The 19,241-nt window shown below is 54.3% G+C and carries 14 protein-coding genes and 1 pseudogene; 9 read left to right on the top strand and 6 right to left on the bottom strand.

Going from position 1 to position 19,241, the window contains the following annotated elements; genetic code table 11:
• Positions 1 to 69: 69 nt before the first annotated feature.
• A complete protein-coding gene (gene panB, locus Q371_RS07725; protein ID WP_034338431.1) occupies positions 70 to 897 on the top strand; it encodes a 3-methyl-2-oxobutanoate hydroxymethyltransferase in 828 nt (275 codons plus the stop codon).
• Between the two features lie 55 nt (positions 898 to 952).
• On the opposite strand, the gene abxC is transcribed toward panB, so the two are convergent.
• Positions 953 to 1,576, bottom strand: coding sequence for a monothiol bacilliredoxin AbxC (gene abxC / locus Q371_RS07720; RefSeq protein WP_034338428.1), 624 nt, complete (start codon positions 1,574 to 1,576; stop codon positions 953 to 955).
• Between the two features lie 54 nt (positions 1,577 to 1,630).
• Positions 1,631 to 2,572, bottom strand: a complete 942-nt coding sequence (locus tag Q371_RS07715) for a class I SAM-dependent rRNA methyltransferase (protein ID WP_034338424.1) — start codon at positions 2,570 to 2,572, stop codon at positions 1,631 to 1,633.
• Positions 2,573 to 3,179: 607 nt separating this feature from the next.
• On the opposite strand from Q371_RS07715, the gene Q371_RS07710 reads away from it, so the two are divergent.
• The gene (locus Q371_RS07710; RefSeq protein WP_051963636.1) at positions 3,180 to 4,601 is read left to right on the top strand and encodes a S8 family peptidase; all 1,422 of its coding nucleotides are present in this window, start codon (positions 3,180 to 3,182) and stop codon (positions 4,599 to 4,601) included.
• Between the two features lie 176 nt (positions 4,602 to 4,777).
• Here the strand turns inward: Q371_RS07710 and trmFO are convergent.
• Positions 4,778 to 6,069: pseudogene (gene trmFO, locus Q371_RS07705) on the bottom strand (methylenetetrahydrofolate--tRNA-(uracil(54)-C(5))-methyltransferase (FADH(2)-oxidizing) TrmFO).
• A 167-nt stretch (positions 6,070 to 6,236) separates the two neighbouring features.
• Between trmFO and Q371_RS07700 the strand changes: the two are divergent.
• The 5 genes from Q371_RS07700 to Q371_RS07680 are packed head-to-tail and all read left to right on the top strand — an operon-like array spanning position 6,237 to position 11,590.
• A complete protein-coding gene (locus tag Q371_RS07700) occupies positions 6,237 to 7,478 on the top strand; it encodes a TolC family protein (RefSeq protein WP_034338421.1) in 1,242 nt (413 codons plus the stop codon).
• Entirely contained in the window at positions 7,454 to 8,455 is a 1,002-nt protein-coding gene (locus Q371_RS07695) for a TolC family protein (RefSeq protein ID WP_084571306.1), read from the top strand. Before Q371_RS07700 ends, Q371_RS07695 begins: the two co-directional genes overlap by 25 nt.
• Positions 8,452 to 9,729, top strand: coding sequence for an efflux RND transporter periplasmic adaptor subunit (locus Q371_RS07690; RefSeq protein ID WP_034338415.1), 1,278 nt, complete (start codon positions 8,452 to 8,454; stop codon positions 9,727 to 9,729). Before Q371_RS07695 ends, Q371_RS07690 begins: the two co-directional genes overlap by 4 nt.
• On the top strand, positions 9,726 to 10,400 hold the full coding sequence (locus Q371_RS07685) for an ABC transporter ATP-binding protein (protein WP_034338412.1): 675 nt from the start codon (positions 9,726 to 9,728) through the stop codon (positions 10,398 to 10,400). Before Q371_RS07690 ends, Q371_RS07685 begins: the two co-directional genes overlap by 4 nt.
• Positions 10,397 to 11,590, top strand: coding sequence for an ABC transporter permease (locus tag Q371_RS07680; RefSeq protein ID WP_034338410.1), 1,194 nt, complete (start codon positions 10,397 to 10,399; stop codon positions 11,588 to 11,590). Before Q371_RS07685 ends, Q371_RS07680 begins: the two co-directional genes overlap by 4 nt.
• 50 nt (positions 11,591 to 11,640) lie before the next feature.
• Here the strand turns inward: Q371_RS07680 and Q371_RS07675 are convergent, their stop codons facing one another.
• From Q371_RS07675 to Q371_RS07665, 3 genes are all read right to left on the bottom strand, one after another.
• A complete protein-coding gene (locus Q371_RS07675) occupies positions 11,641 to 12,681 on the bottom strand; it encodes a PIN/TRAM domain-containing protein (protein WP_034338407.1) in 1,041 nt (346 codons plus the stop codon).
• Between the two features lie 111 nt (positions 12,682 to 12,792).
• On the bottom strand, positions 12,793 to 14,136 hold the full coding sequence (radA, locus tag Q371_RS07670) for a DNA repair protein RadA (RefSeq protein WP_034338404.1): 1,344 nt from the start codon (positions 14,134 to 14,136) through the stop codon (positions 12,793 to 12,795).
• Between the two features lie 197 nt (positions 14,137 to 14,333).
• Entirely contained in the window at positions 14,334 to 16,562 is a 2,229-nt protein-coding gene (locus Q371_RS07665; RefSeq protein WP_034338401.1) for an ATP-dependent Clp protease ATP-binding subunit, read from the bottom strand.
• A 424-nt stretch (positions 16,563 to 16,986) separates the two neighbouring features.
• Between Q371_RS07665 and Q371_RS07660 the strand changes: the two genes are divergently transcribed.
• Positions 16,987 to 18,129, top strand: coding sequence for a sensor histidine kinase (locus Q371_RS07660; protein ID WP_157442589.1), 1,143 nt, complete (start codon positions 16,987 to 16,989; stop codon positions 18,127 to 18,129).
• 42 nt (positions 18,130 to 18,171) lie between these two features.
• Positions 18,172 to 18,963, top strand: a complete 792-nt coding sequence (locus Q371_RS07655) for a GNAT family N-acetyltransferase (RefSeq protein ID WP_157442588.1) — start codon at positions 18,172 to 18,174, stop codon at positions 18,961 to 18,963.
• Positions 18,964 to 19,241 lie beyond the last annotated feature (278 nt).

Below are 19,241 nucleotides of genomic sequence, written 5' to 3'. Positions count from 1 at the left end.
GGAGGTGTTTTTGGTGTACTTCGCGCAGCAGTAGCGATACACCAGTTTTGGACTGCGTAAAATAAAGGCATGCCCAAGTACACAGTGCCTGATTTTGCAGCCATGCAGGGAAAACAGAAAATCGTGATGCTCACCGCTTACGATTATGCTGGTGCCGTGATGGCAGAAACTGCGGGTGTAGACGTGATTCTGGTGGGAGACAGCCTTGGAATGGTGGTTTTGGGCTACGAATCCACGGTTTTTGTCACCATGCAAGACATGATCCATCACACCCGGGCGGTCAAAAGAGGGGCAAAAGAGACCTTTGTTGTTGTGGATTTGCCTTTTGGAACTTTCCAGACAGGCTTGACCGATGCCCTGAGAAATGCCGTGCACCTGATCCGGGAAACCGGGGCAGATGCCGTCAAAATTGAAGGTGGAGAAGAAGTCACTGAAATCATCCGTCACCTCTCCCGCTCCGGCATTCCTGTGGTGGCCCATGTGGGTCTCACCCCTCAAACAGCTGTGAACCTTGGAGGATTCAAGGTTCAGGGCAAAACCGTGCAGGATGCCCAACAGATCATGCAAGATGCGCAGGCGGTTGCAGATGCAGGGGCTTTCATGGTGGTTCTGGAGGCGATTCCCGCTCCTCTGGCCCAGCGCATCACCGAGCGTTTGAAAGTGCCCACCATTGGCATTGGTGCCGGACCCCACACCGATGGTCAGGTGTTGGTTTACCACGACCTTCTCGGGCTCTTTGACCGGTTTACACCCAAGTTTGTGAAACAGTATGCCCAGATGGCCAAACTGGGCACCGAAGCCATCCAGAACTATGTCACCGAAGTCAAAGCAGGTGTGTTCCCTGCACCAGAGCACAGCTTCAGCATGAAAGAAGAAGTTCTGAGCAGACTTTACTGAAGGCTTGAATGAAAAATCCCCTCCATGGTGTATGGAGGGGATTTGATTTTGAAGATCAGCCCAGAGCTTTGAGGTCAGACAGGAGTTCCTGAGCGCGTTCACGCATGGTGGCGTCTTCGGTGGGGTCTCCCAGAGAGTGCAGGCCTCCGTGGTAGGCATCAGGATCACCAAACATGCGGCTGAGCAGCTCAAACTCTTGCTTGGAGCGCAAAGAGCCGTCTCTGCGGAAAGTTTCGGTGAAGTAAGCCTGATACATCTGGGGGCTCAGTTCGCCTTTCAGGAAGCGCTCGGTGAGGTCGATGTAAGGGGTGAGGTTCCCTTTGACTTCGCCTGCTTCGTCTTGACGCTCTGGAACGTACTGGTTGAACACCGGCCCCAGAGCTTCAGGGGTGATGTCCCAGTTGTCCACATCGAAGACCGCTTGTTGGTCTTTGAACAGGATGAACTGTGGGCTGTGGTGGATGATGCCCGTCAATTGGGCCACATGGTTGCTGGCGGGACGCCATTCCACCACGCGAATGAAACCCACAGGCAGATCGTGGTGCTTCAGGAACTGCTCCACAACACTGAAACCCTGCATGGTTTTGTGGCAGGTGCCTGCTTTGAACACAGCAGAGAGGGGGTTTTCGGTCAGAAAGGCATCGACTTCTTCGGGGGTGGTCAGAGGTACCAATTGCATACCTCACAGTTTAACCTGCTCCTCTGTGCACACTGTTATGCGGATTTCAAATGGTCAGGTGCCCCAGAGGGTGATTTTCAGGTGGCTTTCCTGCTCAAAAGGAAAGTCTGGTGCCACAGGAAGGCTCTGGACAAATTTAAGTTGGGGATTTTCTTTGCGGATTTGCTGCTTGAAATCCCGCAAGGTCAAACCCGAGTGGTTGCAACAGGCCAGAAGCAGACCGCCCCGACTCAGGACAGGTAGGGCTTCTGTGACCAGTCTGCCGTAGTGGGTTTCGGCACGCCAGATGCCCTGTTTTCCTCTGGAAAAGCTGGGAGGGTCCAGAATGACCAGATCAAAAAGATCACCCCGTTTGTGGAAGCGCCTGAGCCATTCCTGCACATCTCCATAAATGAAGTCCAGAGGGTCTGGTTCAAGGCCATTGAGCAGGTGGTTCTCTTTGCCCCACTCCAGCACTTTGCGGCTTGCGTCCACATTTTTGACTTTCTGACTGCCACCCAGACGGGCATTCAGACCGAAGCCACAGGTGTAACTGAAGGTGTTGAGCACCCTTTCAGGTGCATGCTGATGGACCCATTCTCGGGCCAGGCGCATGTCTGCAAAGAGCCCCACGCTCAGGTCAGAGCCGGGCCTGAACAGGTACTGGACTTTTTGCTCCACGCCAATCAGCTCGGGTTGAGGAGGGCCCCAGACTGGATCTGGTGGACTGAGGTGTTCCCTTGAAGTGTTGGCAAGGTGTCGGGCTTCCACAGGCCGTCTTTTCACATACAGGGTGTCCAGAGGCAACACATCCTGAAGGGTTTGAAAAATGACCTGTTCTTCTGGGTTAGAAAAGTGGCGGTACAGGCTGAGGATGCCTGTGCGGTCGACCACGTCCAGAGCCATGTCCTGCATTTCCGTGAGGTGCAATGCCCGGAAAAAGTTGGTTTCCGGAAGCAAGTGCAGGTTTTTCCGGTGGTTCCAAGCATGGGTGAGAACCGAAGCAAGCTCAGACATAAGCTTTTAATATACTTCAGACCCATCAAAATTTCCATTTTTAAAATTGTTTGGCCGAAACAGTCTTTGATCATTTTTTATATGGTTTAAACCTCAGATCAATAGCTTGTTTCAGGATGTTGCTCCTTTTTCAAGAATTTCCTCTGGTTTCTTGGATGCCCCTTGAAGACTAGGGTGAATACTTATGTTCTCTCTGTGTACAAACCCCTCAGGGAAAACATGTAGACATTTGCGGCGATGTCGTATTTTTCTAATATTCAATCTAGAAAACGATGTTTGGAAGAAGAAAAAAGTGATTCAAAATTTTCTTTCGGTATGTAAAAAAATTATTTTGTATATACAACTCATTCGGTTGTCATGCCTCAAAAACATCAAAAAATATGCATAAATATTCATTGACTTGTCTGTGAATTGCATGGATCTCTGGAAATTGTCAGGAATTTGTATCCAAAATAAGAGTAAACCCAGTTCAAAAAATGCATATCCTTACACTTCGATCCCAGATCTGACCTGATTGACAGCAATCAAGCAGAACGGTATAACCCTTTTCATCAATCTGGTTTGAGTTCGAACAATGTGCCTGAGAAGGCACAGGGAGGGATGTTGTATGCGCAAGTTACAAGTCGGAGTTGTTGTCCTCACTGCCCTGCTCGCAGCCTGCTCCAGTTCTGTCACCCCTGTGGTGGATGCCCCAGCCATGACGCTGGACAGCAAAGCTGAATTCGTGCCTGGCGAAGTGATTGTCAAGTTCAAAGAAGGTGTCTCTGCACAGGGCAGCAGCAAAATGGGCATTCAAGCCAGTGTGGACCGCACCCTTGGCGGTGGAGAAGTGGTTTTGAAACTGGACGGCTTCAGCAAACAAGGTCTTGATGAAGTGGCCACCCCAGAGACCAGTGCTGGAAAAGCTGTTCTGGCTGCCATTGCCAAACTGCAGGCACAGGGCGATGTGGAATACGCAGAGCCCAACTTCATCATGAAAGCCAATGCAGTTCCCACCGATCCTTACTACGCCACTTACCAGTGGGACATGCCCCAGATGAACCTGCCTCTGGCCTGGAATGTGACCACTGGAGTGGGCAGCCCTGTGGTGGCCGTGATTGACACAGGCAAAACCAACCACCCTGATTTGGCTGGTCGCTGGGTGACCGGATATGACTTCATCTCCAGTTCCACAGCTGCCAAAGACGGCAACGGACGGGACAGCGATCCCACCGACGTGGGCGATGGCGGTGTGTGCAGTGGTCAGACTTACCCCAACTCATGGCACGGCACCCACGTGGCTGGAACCATCGGTGCAGCCACCAACAACGGTGTGGGTGTGGCTGGGGTCAACTGGAATGCCAGAATCAGTGCCTTGCGCGTTCTGGGCAAATGTGGAGGCAGCACGACTGACATTGCAGATGCCATCCGCTGGGCTGCAGGCATTGCGGTGACGGGTGTTCCCACCAACCCCAACCCTGCCAAAGTGATCAACATGAGCCTCGGGGCATACACCGGCTCTGCATGCCCTTCCACCTACCAGAACGCCATCAATGCAGCTGTGGCCAGAGGCGTGACTGTGGTGATTGCAGCAGGAAATGACAACAAAACCGCCTCGGGTGCTGTGCCTGCCAACTGTGCCAACGTGGTGACCATTGCTGCCACCCGCAAAGATGGTGGACGCGCTTGGTACTCCAACTACGGCTCTGTGGTGGATGTGGCTGCTCCCGGTGGTGAAACCGATGACGCCAACGGTCAGATTGACCGTGATGGTGACGGTTATGTGGATGGCATCCTCTCCACCCTGCTGAACAGCACCGGTTCCAGCTACAACTACACCTTCTATCAGGGCACCAGCATGGCCACCCCCCATGTTGCAGGTCTGGTCAGCCTGATGTACGCCGTGAAACCCACCATCACCCCTGCACAGGTGGAAAGCATCCTGAAAAACACGGCCCGTCCCATCACCAGCACCACTTGCAATGTGGGCTGTGGTTCTGGCCTCGTGGATGCTTACGCTGCAGTCAACTCTGCCAAGAGCCTTCCCTGAGTGTAGGGTTGCAGAAAAGACGAGCAGGCCATCTGAACTGAAAAGTTGACAGTTCACAGCAGACAGCAAACCTCTAGACCCTACGCCACTCAAAGAGAAAGCAGGATCATTTTCTCCTGCTGAACATCAAAATCCCCCGAAAGGGGGATTTTTGTTTTGAGGAATCCTCAGATGGTTCAGATCTGGCTGTACCACGTTTTGAAAGCGTTCAGTCCACGGTCAAACATCAGAGGGCGTTTTTCCCGTTTACCCAGTTTTTTGCGGCCTTCAATGGTGAACTCTGGAACCAGAGCCCAGTTGGTGTTCATGGGCTGGAAGCCTTTGGGGTTGGCACTGGCCAGATAACGCACCAGACCGCCCAGCATGCTTTCTTCGGGTGGACACACCGGTTCCAGACCCAGAGCCAGCCTTGCGGCGTTGGTGCCTGCAAGCCATCCGGTGGCTGCGCTTTCCAGATAGCCTTCGGTGCCTGACAGACACCAGCCACCAGCACATTTGGGTCTTTTTGAAGTTGCAAGGTGTCCAGCAGGACTTTGGGTGCACACAGGTAAGTGTTGCGGTGCATCACCCCATAACGCACGATGTCTGCTTCTTCAAGACCGGGGATGCTCTGGACCATGGTTTTCTGGTCGCCCCACTTGAGGCCGGTCTGGAAGCCCACCAGACTCCACATCCGCCCGTCCTGATCTTCCTGACGAAGTTGCACCACGGCGTAAGGTTCGCGGTCGGTTCTGGGATTGTGGAGGCCTCTGGGTTTCATGGGGCCGAAACGGGGGGTGTCTTTGCCCCTCCGGGCAATTTCCTCAATGGGCATGCAGCCTTCGAAGAACTCCAGTTTTTCCCAGTCGTGGGGAGTGTGTTGTCTGGCTTCCTGAATGGTGTTGTACCAGTGGTCGTACTGGTCGCGGTCCATCGGGCAGTTGATGTAGTCGGCCTCCTGATCATAACGGCCCTTGCGGTAAGCAATGTCCATGTTGATGCTTTCAAAGGCAATCACAGGGGCAGCTGCATCGTAAAAAGACAGGTGCTCCCCGTCGGTGTAGCGCTTCAGGTCTTCGGCCAGAGCGTCTGAGGTCAGAGGTCCACTGGCCAGCACCACGATGCCCTCGGGAACCTGAGAGACCTCCTCGGCGTAAACCTTGATCAGGGGGTGGTTCTTGATCTGTTCGGTGATGTATTCGCTGAAGGACTCTCTGGCCACTGCGAGTGCGCCTCCGGCAGGCACCCGGGCTTTGTGGGCGGCTTCCATGATCAGGCTTCCTGCGTGTGCAATTTCGGCTTGCAAGAGGCCTTTTGCGTTGGTGTTGCCTTCGCCCCCGAGGCTGTTGGAGCAGACCAGTTCTGCAAAGTTGCCCGTGTGGTGGGCGGGAGTCATTTTTTGAGGACGCATTTCATACAGGTGAACCTGCACCCCGAGCCTTGCGGCGGCCAGAGCGGCTTCCGATCCACTGAGTCCTGCGCCAATGATGCTGATGCTTTTCACAGATGGTAGTGTACTGGTTTTTGGTTTCACAGGTTGTGCAACAAGGCAGATTTGCGGGCAGGACACTTGCAGTTGCAAAACCCACCAAGGATCTATATATTATTAGTGTACTAATTCCCTAGTACACTTATTGGGAGGAGGACAAGAATGACATGCACAGGCGAATTCATCTGTTGTCTCTGATTTTGCTGGGTTCAGCCCACGCCACCCCATTGCCTGCATTGATACAGCGTGTGGAAGAACAACCTGCGGTGAAAAGTGCCCTGCTGCAAGTGCAGCAAACCCGTTTGAAACTGTCTGCGCCGGGTGTGATGCCCACCCTTTCATTGGATGGCAGCGTGGGGACCGGACAATCTGCACTGACCGGAACCACAGACACTTCCAGTTCGGCTGGTGCAGGACTTGCATATGGATTCATCACTTCAGCACAACAGAAAGCCCAGATTGAACTGGACATTCAGAAGCTCGAAGCAGACCTGAACCGTGCCCGAGTTGCAGCCCTGAAAGACCTGCTGGCAGCAGAACATGCCCAGCGCAAAAACACGGTGCTGGTCAAGCAGGCAGAACTGGATTTGCGCATCCAGCAGCTCGAACTGAAAACCAGAGAGGCCCGCTTTGCGCTGGGTGCATCCACAGCAACACAGGTGTCCCAGAGCCAATTGATGGTCAAAAAGGCAGAACTGACCCTCAAACAACAACAGGCTGCCCTCAGGAAATCGGTGCAGGATTTGCAGCGACTCAAACTTGCGGATCCACAGACCTTGCCTGAATTGCCCACACCACCTCTGGATCAACCTTCATTTACGTCAGAAGTGTTACAAGCCCAGCAGAATGTTTTGCAATTGCAGTTGCAGGGATTCAAATTGGGCATGGAGGCTTTTCCTGAGCTTCAACTCTCAGGCAGTTATTCAAATGCGGGGAACACCCTTTCAGCAGGCATCAATCAAAATCTGGATGCCCAACTCAATTACAGCCGTGATTTTCAGGGGAATGTTCAGGAAAGCTGGAACCTCAAACTCTCAGCCAAATTCACACTGGACCTGACCCGAGGTGCAACGCAAGCCCTCAACCAGAGTCAGCTTGAACTGGCATTGCAAGACCTTGTCCTCAAACAACAACAACTGGCCGAGCGTAAAACCGAGTTCAGCCAGCAACTGCAAGACACCCTGAACCTGATCGAGGTGTCCCGTCAGGTGCAAGACCTCAGCCTGACCACCTTCAAACAGGAACAGGAACGCTTCAAGCAAGGTCTGGTGACCGAAGCCAGCGTGTTGCAAGCCGAAAGCCAACTTTTAAAAGAACAGCAAAACCTGCAAGACCTTTTTCAACAGCAGTTTGAACTGCAACTGCAACTCTGGGAGGCATCCACATGGTATCCGCAAAATGGCAAATGATTCTGGTTTTCATGGCATCCAGCGCTCTGGCCGTCAACACCGCTCCGCTTTACCCCTCCGCCATCCAGAAAAGCACCAGTTACCAGCAAGCGGTCTCTGAACTTCAGGAAGCCCAGAGCAGTTTGAACCGCACCCAGAGTGATCCCATCGCCCTGAAGCCCGAATTGCTCAGTGCCAAACAACGTCTGGACATGGCACAGTCTTCTCTGGTCTCACAGGGATTGCAGGTGCGTCAGGCTTTGTTTGCAGATCTGCAAAATCTGGAGGTCTTGCAAAACCAGCAAGAAACCCAGAGCCTGTCTTTGCAGGTGGCGCAACTGAATGCACAGGCTGCGCGGGCGAAATTCAAGGCCGGCGCAGCCACCCAGTTGGACCTGAACAAAGCCGAAAACGATCTGGAAGGTGCTGAGAAAGACCTTCAGGCGACCAAAAAACAGCTTCAGGATGCTCAGGAGCGTTTCAAGAAACGTTATGGCAAGACCCCAGATTTGACTGGCGACGAAAACATCAAATGGACCTCTGAAGCTTTGCAAAAAGCCATGGAAAACCATCCCAAACTGCTGAAAGATGCTGCTGCTCTGGAAAATGCTGAACTGCAGTACCTGATCAAATCCAGCGACCTGAGCCCCAGCATTGAAGTCCAGCAGGCCAAAAACACGCTGGACAACGCCAAGGGCACCCTTGCAGAAACCCGCAAAGAGCTGCAAGAAGGCCTTGAAGATGCCCTGAACCAGCACCAGAGTGCTGTGGACGCCCTGACCGCCAGAGAAAAAGCCTTGAAGCTGGCCCAGAGCAGTTACAGCACCCAGAACAGCCGGTTCCAGAAAGGCTTGATCTCCAAGTTGCAACTTTTGCAAGCTGAGCTGGAAGTCAAAAATGCTGAAGGCGCAGTGCTGCAAGCCAGAAACAACCTCGGGAAAGCTGCTTACGGGGTCTTGGTGGCAGCCAACCACTTCCCATGGCAGGAGGGGCAATGAAAGCCCGCAATGTGATCATCACGGTGCTGGTGATCGGCGGGGTGGGTGCAGCCGCTTTTGCCCTGATGCCCAGAAAACCGCAATTGCCTGAAGTGACCACCAGTCCGGTGGAAGAAAGCACTTTCGTGAAGGAAGTCAGTGCTGTGGGCACCGTGAAAGCCACCCGCAACCGGGCTCTGGCCTTCACCAATGCAGGCACTGTGCAAACCGTGACCATCAAAGTGGGCGATGGGGTAAAAAAAGGTCAGGTCCTGATGACCCTGGATGCCCGAGCCCTGCAAACCGACCTGACCAGTGCAAAAGCCAGTTTGCAGGCCGCTCAGGCAGATTTGCTGAAGGCAGAAGGGTCTGTGCAGTCTGACCGTCTGGATTCCCGAAAAACAGTGGCCCAGAGCAACAATGCCCTGCTCAGTGCCCAGAGCGCTTTGCGTGTGGCAAAAGAGCAATTCAAACTGCAAGACCAGCTTTACCAGATTGGCTCGGTGTCCAGAACCGAATGGGAACAATCCAGAACCACCCTGCAAGATGCCCAGATCAAAGTGGACAATTCCCAACTGGACCTGGAAAGTGCAAAGGTCAGGGAGCAAAGTGCACAGAAACTCTCTGCATCCATTCTGGAGAATGCGCGCAGCACTTTGCAAACGGCCAGAACCCGGGTTCAAACCCTTGAGAAGCAACTTCAGGATGCTGTGCTGAAAGCCCCCATTGATGGGGTGGTCAGTGTGCTGAACGTCACCTCGGGCGGTTTTGCTGGTGCTGGAACCTCGGTCATTGAGATCACCGACCTGACCGAACTGTACCTTGAGGTGCCGTTCAACGAAACCCGCGCCAGAGAACTGCAACCGGGTCAAAAAGCCACGCTGGAATTTGATGCTTTGCCAGGTCAGACCGTCCAAGGCTCGGTGAGTCGGGTGGACCCCACCGCCACCCGAGGTCAGAACAGCAACAGCACCATCAATGTGAACGCCCAGATTGCTTTCCAGAAATCCGAAGTCAAACCGGGTTTCACGGCCAGCGTCAAAGTGGAAACCCGCCGTTTGCAGAAAGCCATCACTGTGCCTCTGGAGGCCATCACCGAAGCAGAAAACACCTACGTTTACCGGATCAGACCGGACGCCTCTGGAGAAGGGCTGATCGAAAAAGTCAATGTGAAAATTCTGGACCGCAACCTCAAAGAAGCTGCCATTGAGGGATTGCAACCCAGAGATCAGGTGCTGACCCTGAATCTGGACACCGTGAAGGCAGGTGAAAGGGTCCGGGTGGCCCAACCATGAACGTCATCGCCCTCAAGAACATCATCAAAGTGTATGGCACAGGTGAGGGAGAGGTTCGGGCGCTTGATGGGGTCAGTCTGAACATCCAGAAAGGGGAGTATGTGGCCTTGATGGGCCCTTCTGGAAGCGGAAAGAGCACCCTCATGCACATCCTCGGGTGTCTGGATTTGCCTTCCAATGGGGAATACTGGTTGTCGGATCAGAATGTCTCTGGCCTGACAGAGGACCAACTCGCAGAGGTGCGCAACCGCAGGATTGGCTTTGTCTTTCAGGCCTTCAATTTGCTGGCCCGCACTTCTGCACTCGCCAATGTTGAATTGCCCCTTGCTTACCGGGGAACTTCCAGAGCAGAACGAACCAGACGAGCCAGAGAAGCCCTTGAGCGGGTGGGCTTGGGTGGTCGCCTCCACCACAAACCCAGTGAGCTTTCGGGTGGCCAAAAGCAGAGGGTGGCGATTGCGCGCGCTCTGGTTCAAAACCCCGATGTGCTGCTGGCAGACGAGCCCACCGGAAACCTCGATTCCAAAAGCACCCATGACATCCTCGCCCTGTTTGATGAACTGCACCGGGAAGGGCGGACCATCGTGCTGGTCACCCACGAAGATGAAGTGGGGGCCAGAGCTGGACGCATCATCCGCCTTCGGGACGGCAGGCTGGAGGAAAAAGCATGAATGCTCTGGAAAACCTCGCCACGGCATTTCAGGCGATTTTTGCCAACAAACTGCGCAGCGTCCTGACCATGCTCGGGGTGATCATCGGGGTGTTTGCGGTGTCCACGATGCTGTCTCTGGGCCAGATGGCCACGCAGGCCATCACTGGACAGTTGAATGACATTGGTGGAAAAACCATTTTCATTCAACCGGTGTATGAAGCTGGAAAACCTTACCAGCTTTTCACGCAGGCAGACATCGATGCCCTTCTGCGCCTGCCCATGAATGATGTGTCCACCAATGGATCCAGCCTGAACATCACTTATCGCAACAAAGAAGTGTCGGTCAATGTGCAGGGCACACGGTCCAACTTCAACCAACTCACCCGTGAAGCCAAAATCGTTCAAGGCCGCTACTTCAGTGTCTTTGAAGAGAAAAGTGCTTCTCAGGTGCTGGTCCTCAGTCAGAAAACCGCCAGCAAGGTTTTTGGCACTGAAAGTCCAGTGGGCAAGGTGGTCCGTGCCGTCAGAGACAACGGCAACCGCGAAGAGTACACCGTCATTGGGGTGACCCAGGACCTCGGAGCCCTCTTCAGCAATGGAGACTCTGGATTCATTCCCATCACCACCAGTTGGAGGGGGGGGTATCAGGACCGTGGAGAATACGGTTACCTGCAGTTCCGTCTGAATCCAGAGGCCAGCACCGAACAGGTGCAGCGTCAGGTGCAGTCCATTCTGGAACGTCGGCGCAGCCCAGAGTCTTTTTCGGTGACCAACGTGGACCAGTTTGTGCAGCAATTCAACCAGATCACCCTGATTTTGCAGGCTTTGCTGGCCGGCATTGGTGGGCTTTCCTTGTTGGTGGGTGGCATTGGCATCATGAACATCATGCTGGTGAGTGTCACCGAACGCACCCGAGAAATCGGCCTTCGCAAAGCCATTGGAGCCAAACGGGGAACCATCTTGCAGCAGTTTTTGATTGAAGCTGTGGCCCTGACCGCTCTGGGAGGTGCCATCGGGTATGTGCTCAGTTTGCTCACCATTGTGGGAATGGCAGCAGCCCTGCCCAGCATTTTCCCTCAGGTGATCATTTCTCCCACCACTGGGATCATTGCGTTGTTGGTCAGTGTCTTGACGGGAGTGCTTTTTGGCGTCTGGCCTGCCTCCAGAGCAGCAGCTTTGCCCCCCATTGAAGCCCTCAGGTACGAATGAAGAAATGCAAAAGAAAAACCGCCTTTTGGGCGGTTTTTGGTTTTTGGTTTTCAGCCTTCTGTGCGGGCAAAGATCATGCGACCCACGTTGGTCTGGATGTTGGAAAGCACCACCACATTTTTCAGTTGGCCTTTGTAGGGGGCACCATCTTCCACCACCACCATGGTTCCATCTTCAAGGTAAGCCACACCCTGTCCAGCCTGCTGGCCTTCTTTGGTGATGGTGACCTGCACCACATCTCCAGCGTTGTAACGGGCTTTGATGGCTGTGGCCAGAGCGTTCAGGTTCAACACATTGACGTCTTGCAGTTTGGCCACCCGACCAAGGTTGTAGTCATTGGAAATCAGTTTGGCCTGCGTTTCTTGGGCCAGTTTGACCAGTTTGTCATCGACGGTTTTGATGTTGGCATCGTCCCAATCGATGACCTTCAGGGTGGTGATGCTGTGCAGTTGCTCCAGAACCTCCAGACCACGTTTGCCTCTGGCCCGTTTGCTGGGGTCTGCATGGTCTGCCAGAAATTGCAGTTCGCGCAGCACAAACAGGGGAACCACCAATGTGCCTTCCAGAAACTGGCTTTGCAGCAGCTCAATGATGCGGCCATCGATGATGACATTGGTGTCCAGAATTTTGGGATTGGGAATTTTGGTGGGTTTGGGAGCATTGGTGTTGCCCACAAAAGAACCAAAGAAGTCGCTGTTTTTCAAGGAAAAGAAGATGAAAAAGCCAGCCAGCACACTGGTGGTCAGCAAACTGAAGCCCCAGTGGTAGAAAGGGGCATTGGACAGCAAATTGTTGAGGAGCACACTGACCAGCAAGCTGAGGATGGTGCCAACAGTGACAGCCATCACCCGTTTGGGCTGGAGGTTGACCAGAACTTTGATCCATTGCTCGACCCGGCGGGCAATGGGTATTTCCACACGCTTGGACAGCACATAACCCGTGAGGACCCCAGCAATCACCAGATACACCAGATTGGTGGCAGATCCCTGAGGGCCACCTTGCAAGATGGGGAACCACATCAGAAGAAGGTAAGAAAGGTATCCCCCGGAAAGCATGATGAGGATGCGGATGATTTGGGGTATCCAGTTCATTTTACCCGTCCATTATAGCCAAAGATTCGATGAAAAATGAGCGAAAGTCCGTTTCGAAAGTCAGACATGCTTTCATTTTCGCTTTTTGAACCTTTCTGTGACAAATGCCGATCAGGATTTGAGGCTCCAGAGGCTGGTCATGGCGCTCTGGATGTCCCTCACAGCAAACATGCTTCCCTGTACACCCGCCGGACAGAGCAACTGGTCGTAACCTGCACGGATGGCTTCTTCTGCCCGTCGGATGGCTTGCTGTACGGTGCGCACCTCTCCTGCCAGACCCACCTCTCCAAAAACCGCCACTTTCTCTGGAACGGCTTTCGAAACCACAGCACTGTAAATGGCCAGAGCCACGGCAAGGTCCAGTCCCGGATCGTTGATGCGGATGCCCCCTGCAAGGTTCACGAAAATGTCGAGGCCACTGAGGGTCAGATTGAAGCGTTTTTCCAGCACAGCGATGATCACATCCACCCGTTTGGGATCCAGACCCACCACCACCCGTCTGGGATTGGGATAAGGGGTTTTGGAGGCCAGAGCCTGCACTTCCAGCAGCAGGGGACGGTGTCCATCCACAGTGGCAGCAATCACACTGCCGGGCGCACCAATGGGACGCTCTGCAAGAAAAGCAGCACTCGGGTTTTCGACGGCCACCAGACCCTCTGATCGCATCTCAAACACCCCGAGTTCACCTGCTTGACCAAAACGGTTTTTGACACTTCTGAGCAGCCTGAACTGGCCCACCGACTCCAGAAACACAGTGGCATCCACGATGTGTTCCATCACTTTGGGACCGGCCACCGTTCCATCTTTGGTGACGTGACCCACCAGCACCACACTGGCCCCGGTTTCCTTGGCATAACGGGTCAGGGCAGCGGTGGCTTCGCGCACTTGTGAGATGCTGCCCGGCGTTCCATCTTCCGAAACCTGCACGGTCTGGATGGAGTCCACGATGCAGAGTTTGGGTTTGTGCTCATCCAGCAAACCTCCGATGTGGTCTGCCCGGGTGTCACGGGTCATCATGAAATCGCCTTTGACGCCCAGACGGTCTGCACGCAAGCGGATTTGCTCCAGAGATTCCTCTCCGGCCACATAAATCACGTTGTTGCCTCCCTGAGCAAGACATTCTGCAACCTGCAAAAGCAAGGTGGATTTGCCAATTCCGGGTTCGCCACCAATCAGGGTGACTGAACCTGCAACCAGACCTCCGCCCAGCACACGGTCCAGTTCACTCAGGCCGGTGGGGGTGCGGGGTTCTTCTCTGCGGCTGACTTCGGTCAGGCGGGTGATTTTGCCCCCACGGATGCCCCCGTAAGCCCCTCCTGCTGCTGTGGGCAGGGGAGAAGGTGCAAGTTCTTCAAAAGTGCCCCACGCCTGACAGTTCGGACACCGCCCGAGCAGTTTGGGGGATTGGTAGCCACAACTCTGGCATTGAAAAGTGGTCAGGTTCTTTTTGGCCACAACAGGTTCCTTCTGGACAGACAAAGTTGGAAGACGGTTGAATTCACCCTTCCATTCTACACATTATGTTTTGAACGTATTGGGGTGTGTATCAGGATTCTGCCGGAATGTGCATGAAGGACTTCCCCTCATGAGCATCCCAGCAAAAAAAACCCCTCTGGAGAACCAGAGGGAGAACTTTCACAACGGTTTGAAGCTCAAGCGAGGATCTTGGAATCCATGCTGGCCCGGTCGAAGGTCAGATGGTTGTCCTTGACGGTGACGGTCAGTTCGCTGCCGTCTTCCAGCAACTCAAGGGCCAGAGGATCTTCGATTTCTTCACGGACCACGGTGCGCAACTGGCGGGAAGAACCCAGAGCGTGCTTGCTGGAACGGGCTTTGAGTTTGGAGACCAGCCACGGAGCCACGGTTTCTGCAAAGCGCACTTTCAGATCGCGGGTGGCCAGTTCTTCTTGCATGTCGGCGAGCAACTGACGGGCGACCAGCACCAGTTCGGTTTCTCCGAGGGCTTTGAAGCGGATCACATCGTCCAGACGGTCGAGGAACTCTGGGGTGAAGATCTGGCGCAGGGGCTGGGTGTCCTCCACTTTGACGGGGCTGAAACCCACCCCGGGACCGGTGTTGAAGCCGGTGTTGGAGGTCATGATGATGATGGTGCGGCGGAAGTCCACAGTGCGGCCCAGACCATCGGTGAGGCGTCCATCGTCCAGCACCTGAAGGAAGGTGTTGTAGATGTCAGGGTGTGCTTTCTCGATTTCGTCGAGCAGGATCACACTGAACGGTTGACGGCGGACCGCTTCGGTGAGGCGTCCCCCTTGTTCGTGACCGACATATCCGGGAGGGGAACCGATCAGTTTGGAGATGCTGTGGGGCTCCTGAAATTCGCTCATGTCGATGCGAATCAGGCTGCGCTCACTGCCGAACAGGGTGCGGGCCAGAGCTTTCGCAAGGTGGGTTTTGCCCACGCCGGAAGGTCCGACGAACAGGAAGCTGGCTGCAACCCGGGTGCGACCTCCAAGGCCCAGACGGGCACGGCGCAGTGCACTGGAGAGTGCCTTGATGGCCTCTGGTTGTCCGTACACCTGATCCCTGAGGTTGTCTTCAAGGGTGGTGAGGGTGCTGGATTCACGTTCATCCACGTAAACCCCACCCATGCTGTTGATCACAGATTCGAGGTCTTCGCGGGTGACCATGGGCTCTCCAGCTTCGTCTTCGGAAACCGGGACCCCAAGGCTGAGGTTGATGCGCACCCGACTGGCGGCTTCATCGATCAGGTCGATGGCTTTGTCGGGGAAGTTGCGTCCGGGCAATGAGCGTTCACCAATGCGGACCGAGAGTTCCAGAATGGAATCTGGAATGATCACGCCGTGGTGCTCCTCATAACGGGGGCGCAGGCCTCGCAGAATCTCTAATGTTTCTGCGGGGTTGGGTTCCAGCACAATCACCGGCTGGAAGCGGCGTTCCAGAGCCGCGTCTTTCTCGATGTAGCGGTGGTACTCACCTGTGGTGGTGGCGCCGATCACCTGAATTTCGCCTCTGGACAGGGCAGGTTTGAGGATGTTGGCTGCGTCCAATGTTCCTTCTGCGCCACCGGCACCCACCAGGGTGTGCAGCTCGTCGATGAAAGCAATCACTTTCGCGTTGCGCAGTTCATCAATGATTTGTCTGAGGCGCTCTTCGAACTCACCACGGTACTTGGTTCCGGCCACCACGCCAGAGAGGTCAATGGACACCACCCTTGCCCCTTGCAGGTTTGCGGGAACACGCTTCTCGTGGATGGCCAGAGCAAGGCCCTCAACAATGGCGGTCTTACCAACGCCCGGATCACCAATCAACACAGGGTTGTTTTTGGTTCTGCGGGAGAGAATCTGGGTCACACGGCGAATTTCTTCGCTGCGTCCCACCACGGGGTCGAGCTTGCCTTCAGACGCTTGCTTGGTCAGGTCACGGCCATACTCGTCAAGGAAGGGAGTATGGACGGGTTTGGGGTTGTTGCGGGTGTCTGCACTGGCCATGATGCGCCAGCGGATGGTGTCCACATCACGGGCCTGCTCTTGCAGGATGCGGTATGCGACCCCATCACCTTCACGGATGATCCCCAAAAGAATGTGCTCTGTGCTGGTGACCTGTGCCCCGAGGGCTTTGGCTTCTGCTGAAGCCAGCTCCATCACCCTGCGAGCGCGGGGAGTGATTGAGGGCGCGTCGTTCAGGCGACTTCCTTCTCCGCGTCCTATGATCTCTTCCACCTTGCGACGTAAGCCTTCGAGGGTGAACCCGAAGTCTTGCAGGATTTGACAGGCGGTGCCCCCTTCACGCATCAGGCCGAGCAGCAGGTGCTCGGGACCCACCATGGCGTGGCCCAAGCGGTTGCCTTCTTCACGTGCGTAATGGAAAACCAGTCTTGCTCGGTCATCGTACCTGTTCACCGTAGACCCCCTTCGTGGTTGTGTGAGTGTTGGGGCGTGGTGTCGCCTGTTAACGCAAGTTTAGCAGATCTACCTCTTACAGTATTGTTGTCAAGATTAAAGTTATAGACTTGCTTCTTCAGGGAAACTTTAAGTGGAAACGGCAATTGTAATGTGTACAGGTCATCTTGAAAAATGCAGGTTTTGAAACGAAATTTTCAAGTCCTGAACATGTGTTAACCTGAGGTTGGGTCACAGCAGGATGGGAGCAGGGACGTTTTGCCCTCGAAAGCCTTCGACCTCAACCGGATTTGCCCTGAAAATCCACTGTGCCAAAGCATACGTCTGGAAAGGGCAGCCTGCTCTTGAGTTAAGAAATGTGTTAGATTGAAAATGATACCTGTGCCGGATTTTGTGTGTCGCGTTTTCTACCCGAGGTGCGTGAGTGGATAGTAGTGTGCTGTTCGGAACCCAGTTTCCTCAAGATGCCCCCCAGTTGCAGGGCCTGATCGGTGTCCCTGTGCGTGGGGCAGCGACCCCTGAGGAGTTGTTGCAATTCACCCACCAGGGGTTGCCTGCTGCCATTGTGCTCAGAGAAGGGTTCAGCACCAGTCTCGCTTTGCCAGACCTGATTGCCATCATGGCACGCAGACCAGATCTGGGCATCACCCGAATGGTGGTTGTGGCTCCACCTGCCCTCATGCAGGCCTGTTATGAAGCAGGAGCAGATGCGGTGTTGCCTCTGGATTCCAGTGTGCCCACCATTGCACAGGCGGTCAAGCGTGCTGTGTCACGGTTCACCCGTGAAGGCAAGTTCCAGACCGATGTGGAAGAACTTCAGAAAAAAGTCGAAAACCACATCAAAGACGAGCGCACCCGTGACCAGCTGGTGCACATGCTGGTTCACGACTTGAAAAATCCCATCACGGCCATTCTGGGCTTGCTGGAAATCGTCAAAGACGACGGTGAGCGTCTGATTCCACCGGACCTCATGAACATGATCGAATTGGCCCGAGAAGAATCCCAGCACCTGCTGTATCTGGCTGCCAACATGCTGGATGTCCGCAAAATGCAGGCTGGCAAGATGGTGCTTTCCCTGACCCACATTCGCCCCCATGAATTGGAGCAGGTCATCGAACTGGCCAAGATGGATGTGGGCATTGCCCTCAAAGAGCGTCGCATCACCGTAAATGTGGACAAACGGTTCAACCATGTGCCTGTGGACCGGGACATTTTGCGCCGCATTTTTGCCAACCTGATCAGCAATGCCGTCAAGCACACCCGCACAGGTGGCCTCATTGAAGTGGTGGTGCGCCACCTTGACAATGCCCTGGAACTTGCCGTGCGTGACAACGGCGAAGGGATTCCTGCCCAGGACATCCCCAACCTTTTTGCTGCTTTCGAGCAATCCCGCCTGACCATGCACTCCCGTTTTGACACTGGAATGGGTCTGGCCTTCTGCCGTCTGGCTGTGGAACAGCACGGTGGCCGGATCTGGGTTGAATCCGAGCGGGGCAAAGGTGCAAGGTTTTACTTCACGTTGCCTCTGGAGAAACACGAAGACGACGACATCGAAGTGCTGAGTTGAAATCCAACGCCCCCGAGAAGGGGGTGTTTGAATCTGGTGTTCATGACCCATCTCTCTTTCCTGAAAAACACCTTGCCTCTGGTCTGGTTGGACCAGCAGGAGGCCCTGAATCTGCTTTACCAGCATGAGGTTTTGAACCACAAGCTGATCTGGGCCTGTGCCCGCAACCGGGATCTGGAGGCCTATGCCTTGCCAGAGCACAGGGGAGTGCTGCTCTGGGACCCGGAAACCGGGAACCTGATGGTCTCGGTGTTGCCAGAGGGTGTATATATAACGCCTGATCTCCTCAAGGGGGTGAAAACCGTCGAAGGTCCCCATGCCTCCATGAAACCTTTTTTGGAAGCGAATCCAAATCAGGATGTGCTGCCCAGAACCAGTCTGATTTACACCCTTGAATCCCAGCACCTGACCCTTGATCGGGAATTCCGACGCTTGCGTGCCGATGATGTGGAGGCTGCCAACTGGTTGATCGAGTTCAATGAAGAAACCCGTGGGCGAACCCTGACCCGCGCTGAAGCCCTGCGCATGCTCTATGCAACTTACCGCGAATTCTACATTCTGGAACACCGTCAGAAAGCAGCTGCAGTGGCGGCAGTGAACCGATGGACGTTCAATTACCGCAGTGTGAGCTTTGTTTATGTGCCGCCCCAATCCAGAGGCAAAGGTTTTGGACGCAGGCTGATGGCTTCCCTGAGCGCTTTTCTGATTCAGGAAAAACAAAAGAAGGTGCTGCTGTTTGCAGATCCAGACAATCTGGCTGCCAACCAGTTGTACCGCAGCTTGGGATTTGAAGTGGCAGGGGAGTACACCTCTCTGGTTTTATCTGAAGGCTGAACCAGGGTTTTCTTGGGGAATGCAGGTGCTGGGATTTTGCCATCGAAGCATGAGCAATCAGGGGTTCTCCTGATTGAACTTGCAAATGTCCTTGAGGTCCATTGGACAGTTGTCTAAAACACATTCCTGAGCGTCCCTTGACGGGTGACAGAAGGGAAGCAAAATCACTTTGCTCGCTGTCAGAAAAAACTCATCCTGTAAAGCGTTTAAGTGGAAATTGTGCGTATCGGTGGGGAAATTCTTTTATTTTTGTGGGCTTTATGGTATTACTGTACTGA

This window comes from Deinococcus misasensis DSM 22328 (genome assembly GCF_000745915.1).
Lineage (GTDB): Bacteria > Deinococcota > Deinococci > Deinococcales > Deinococcaceae > Deinococcus_C > Deinococcus_C misasensis.
The sequence above is the reverse complement of the archived record's forward strand: the minus strand, read 5'-3'. Positions and strand labels throughout refer to the sequence as shown.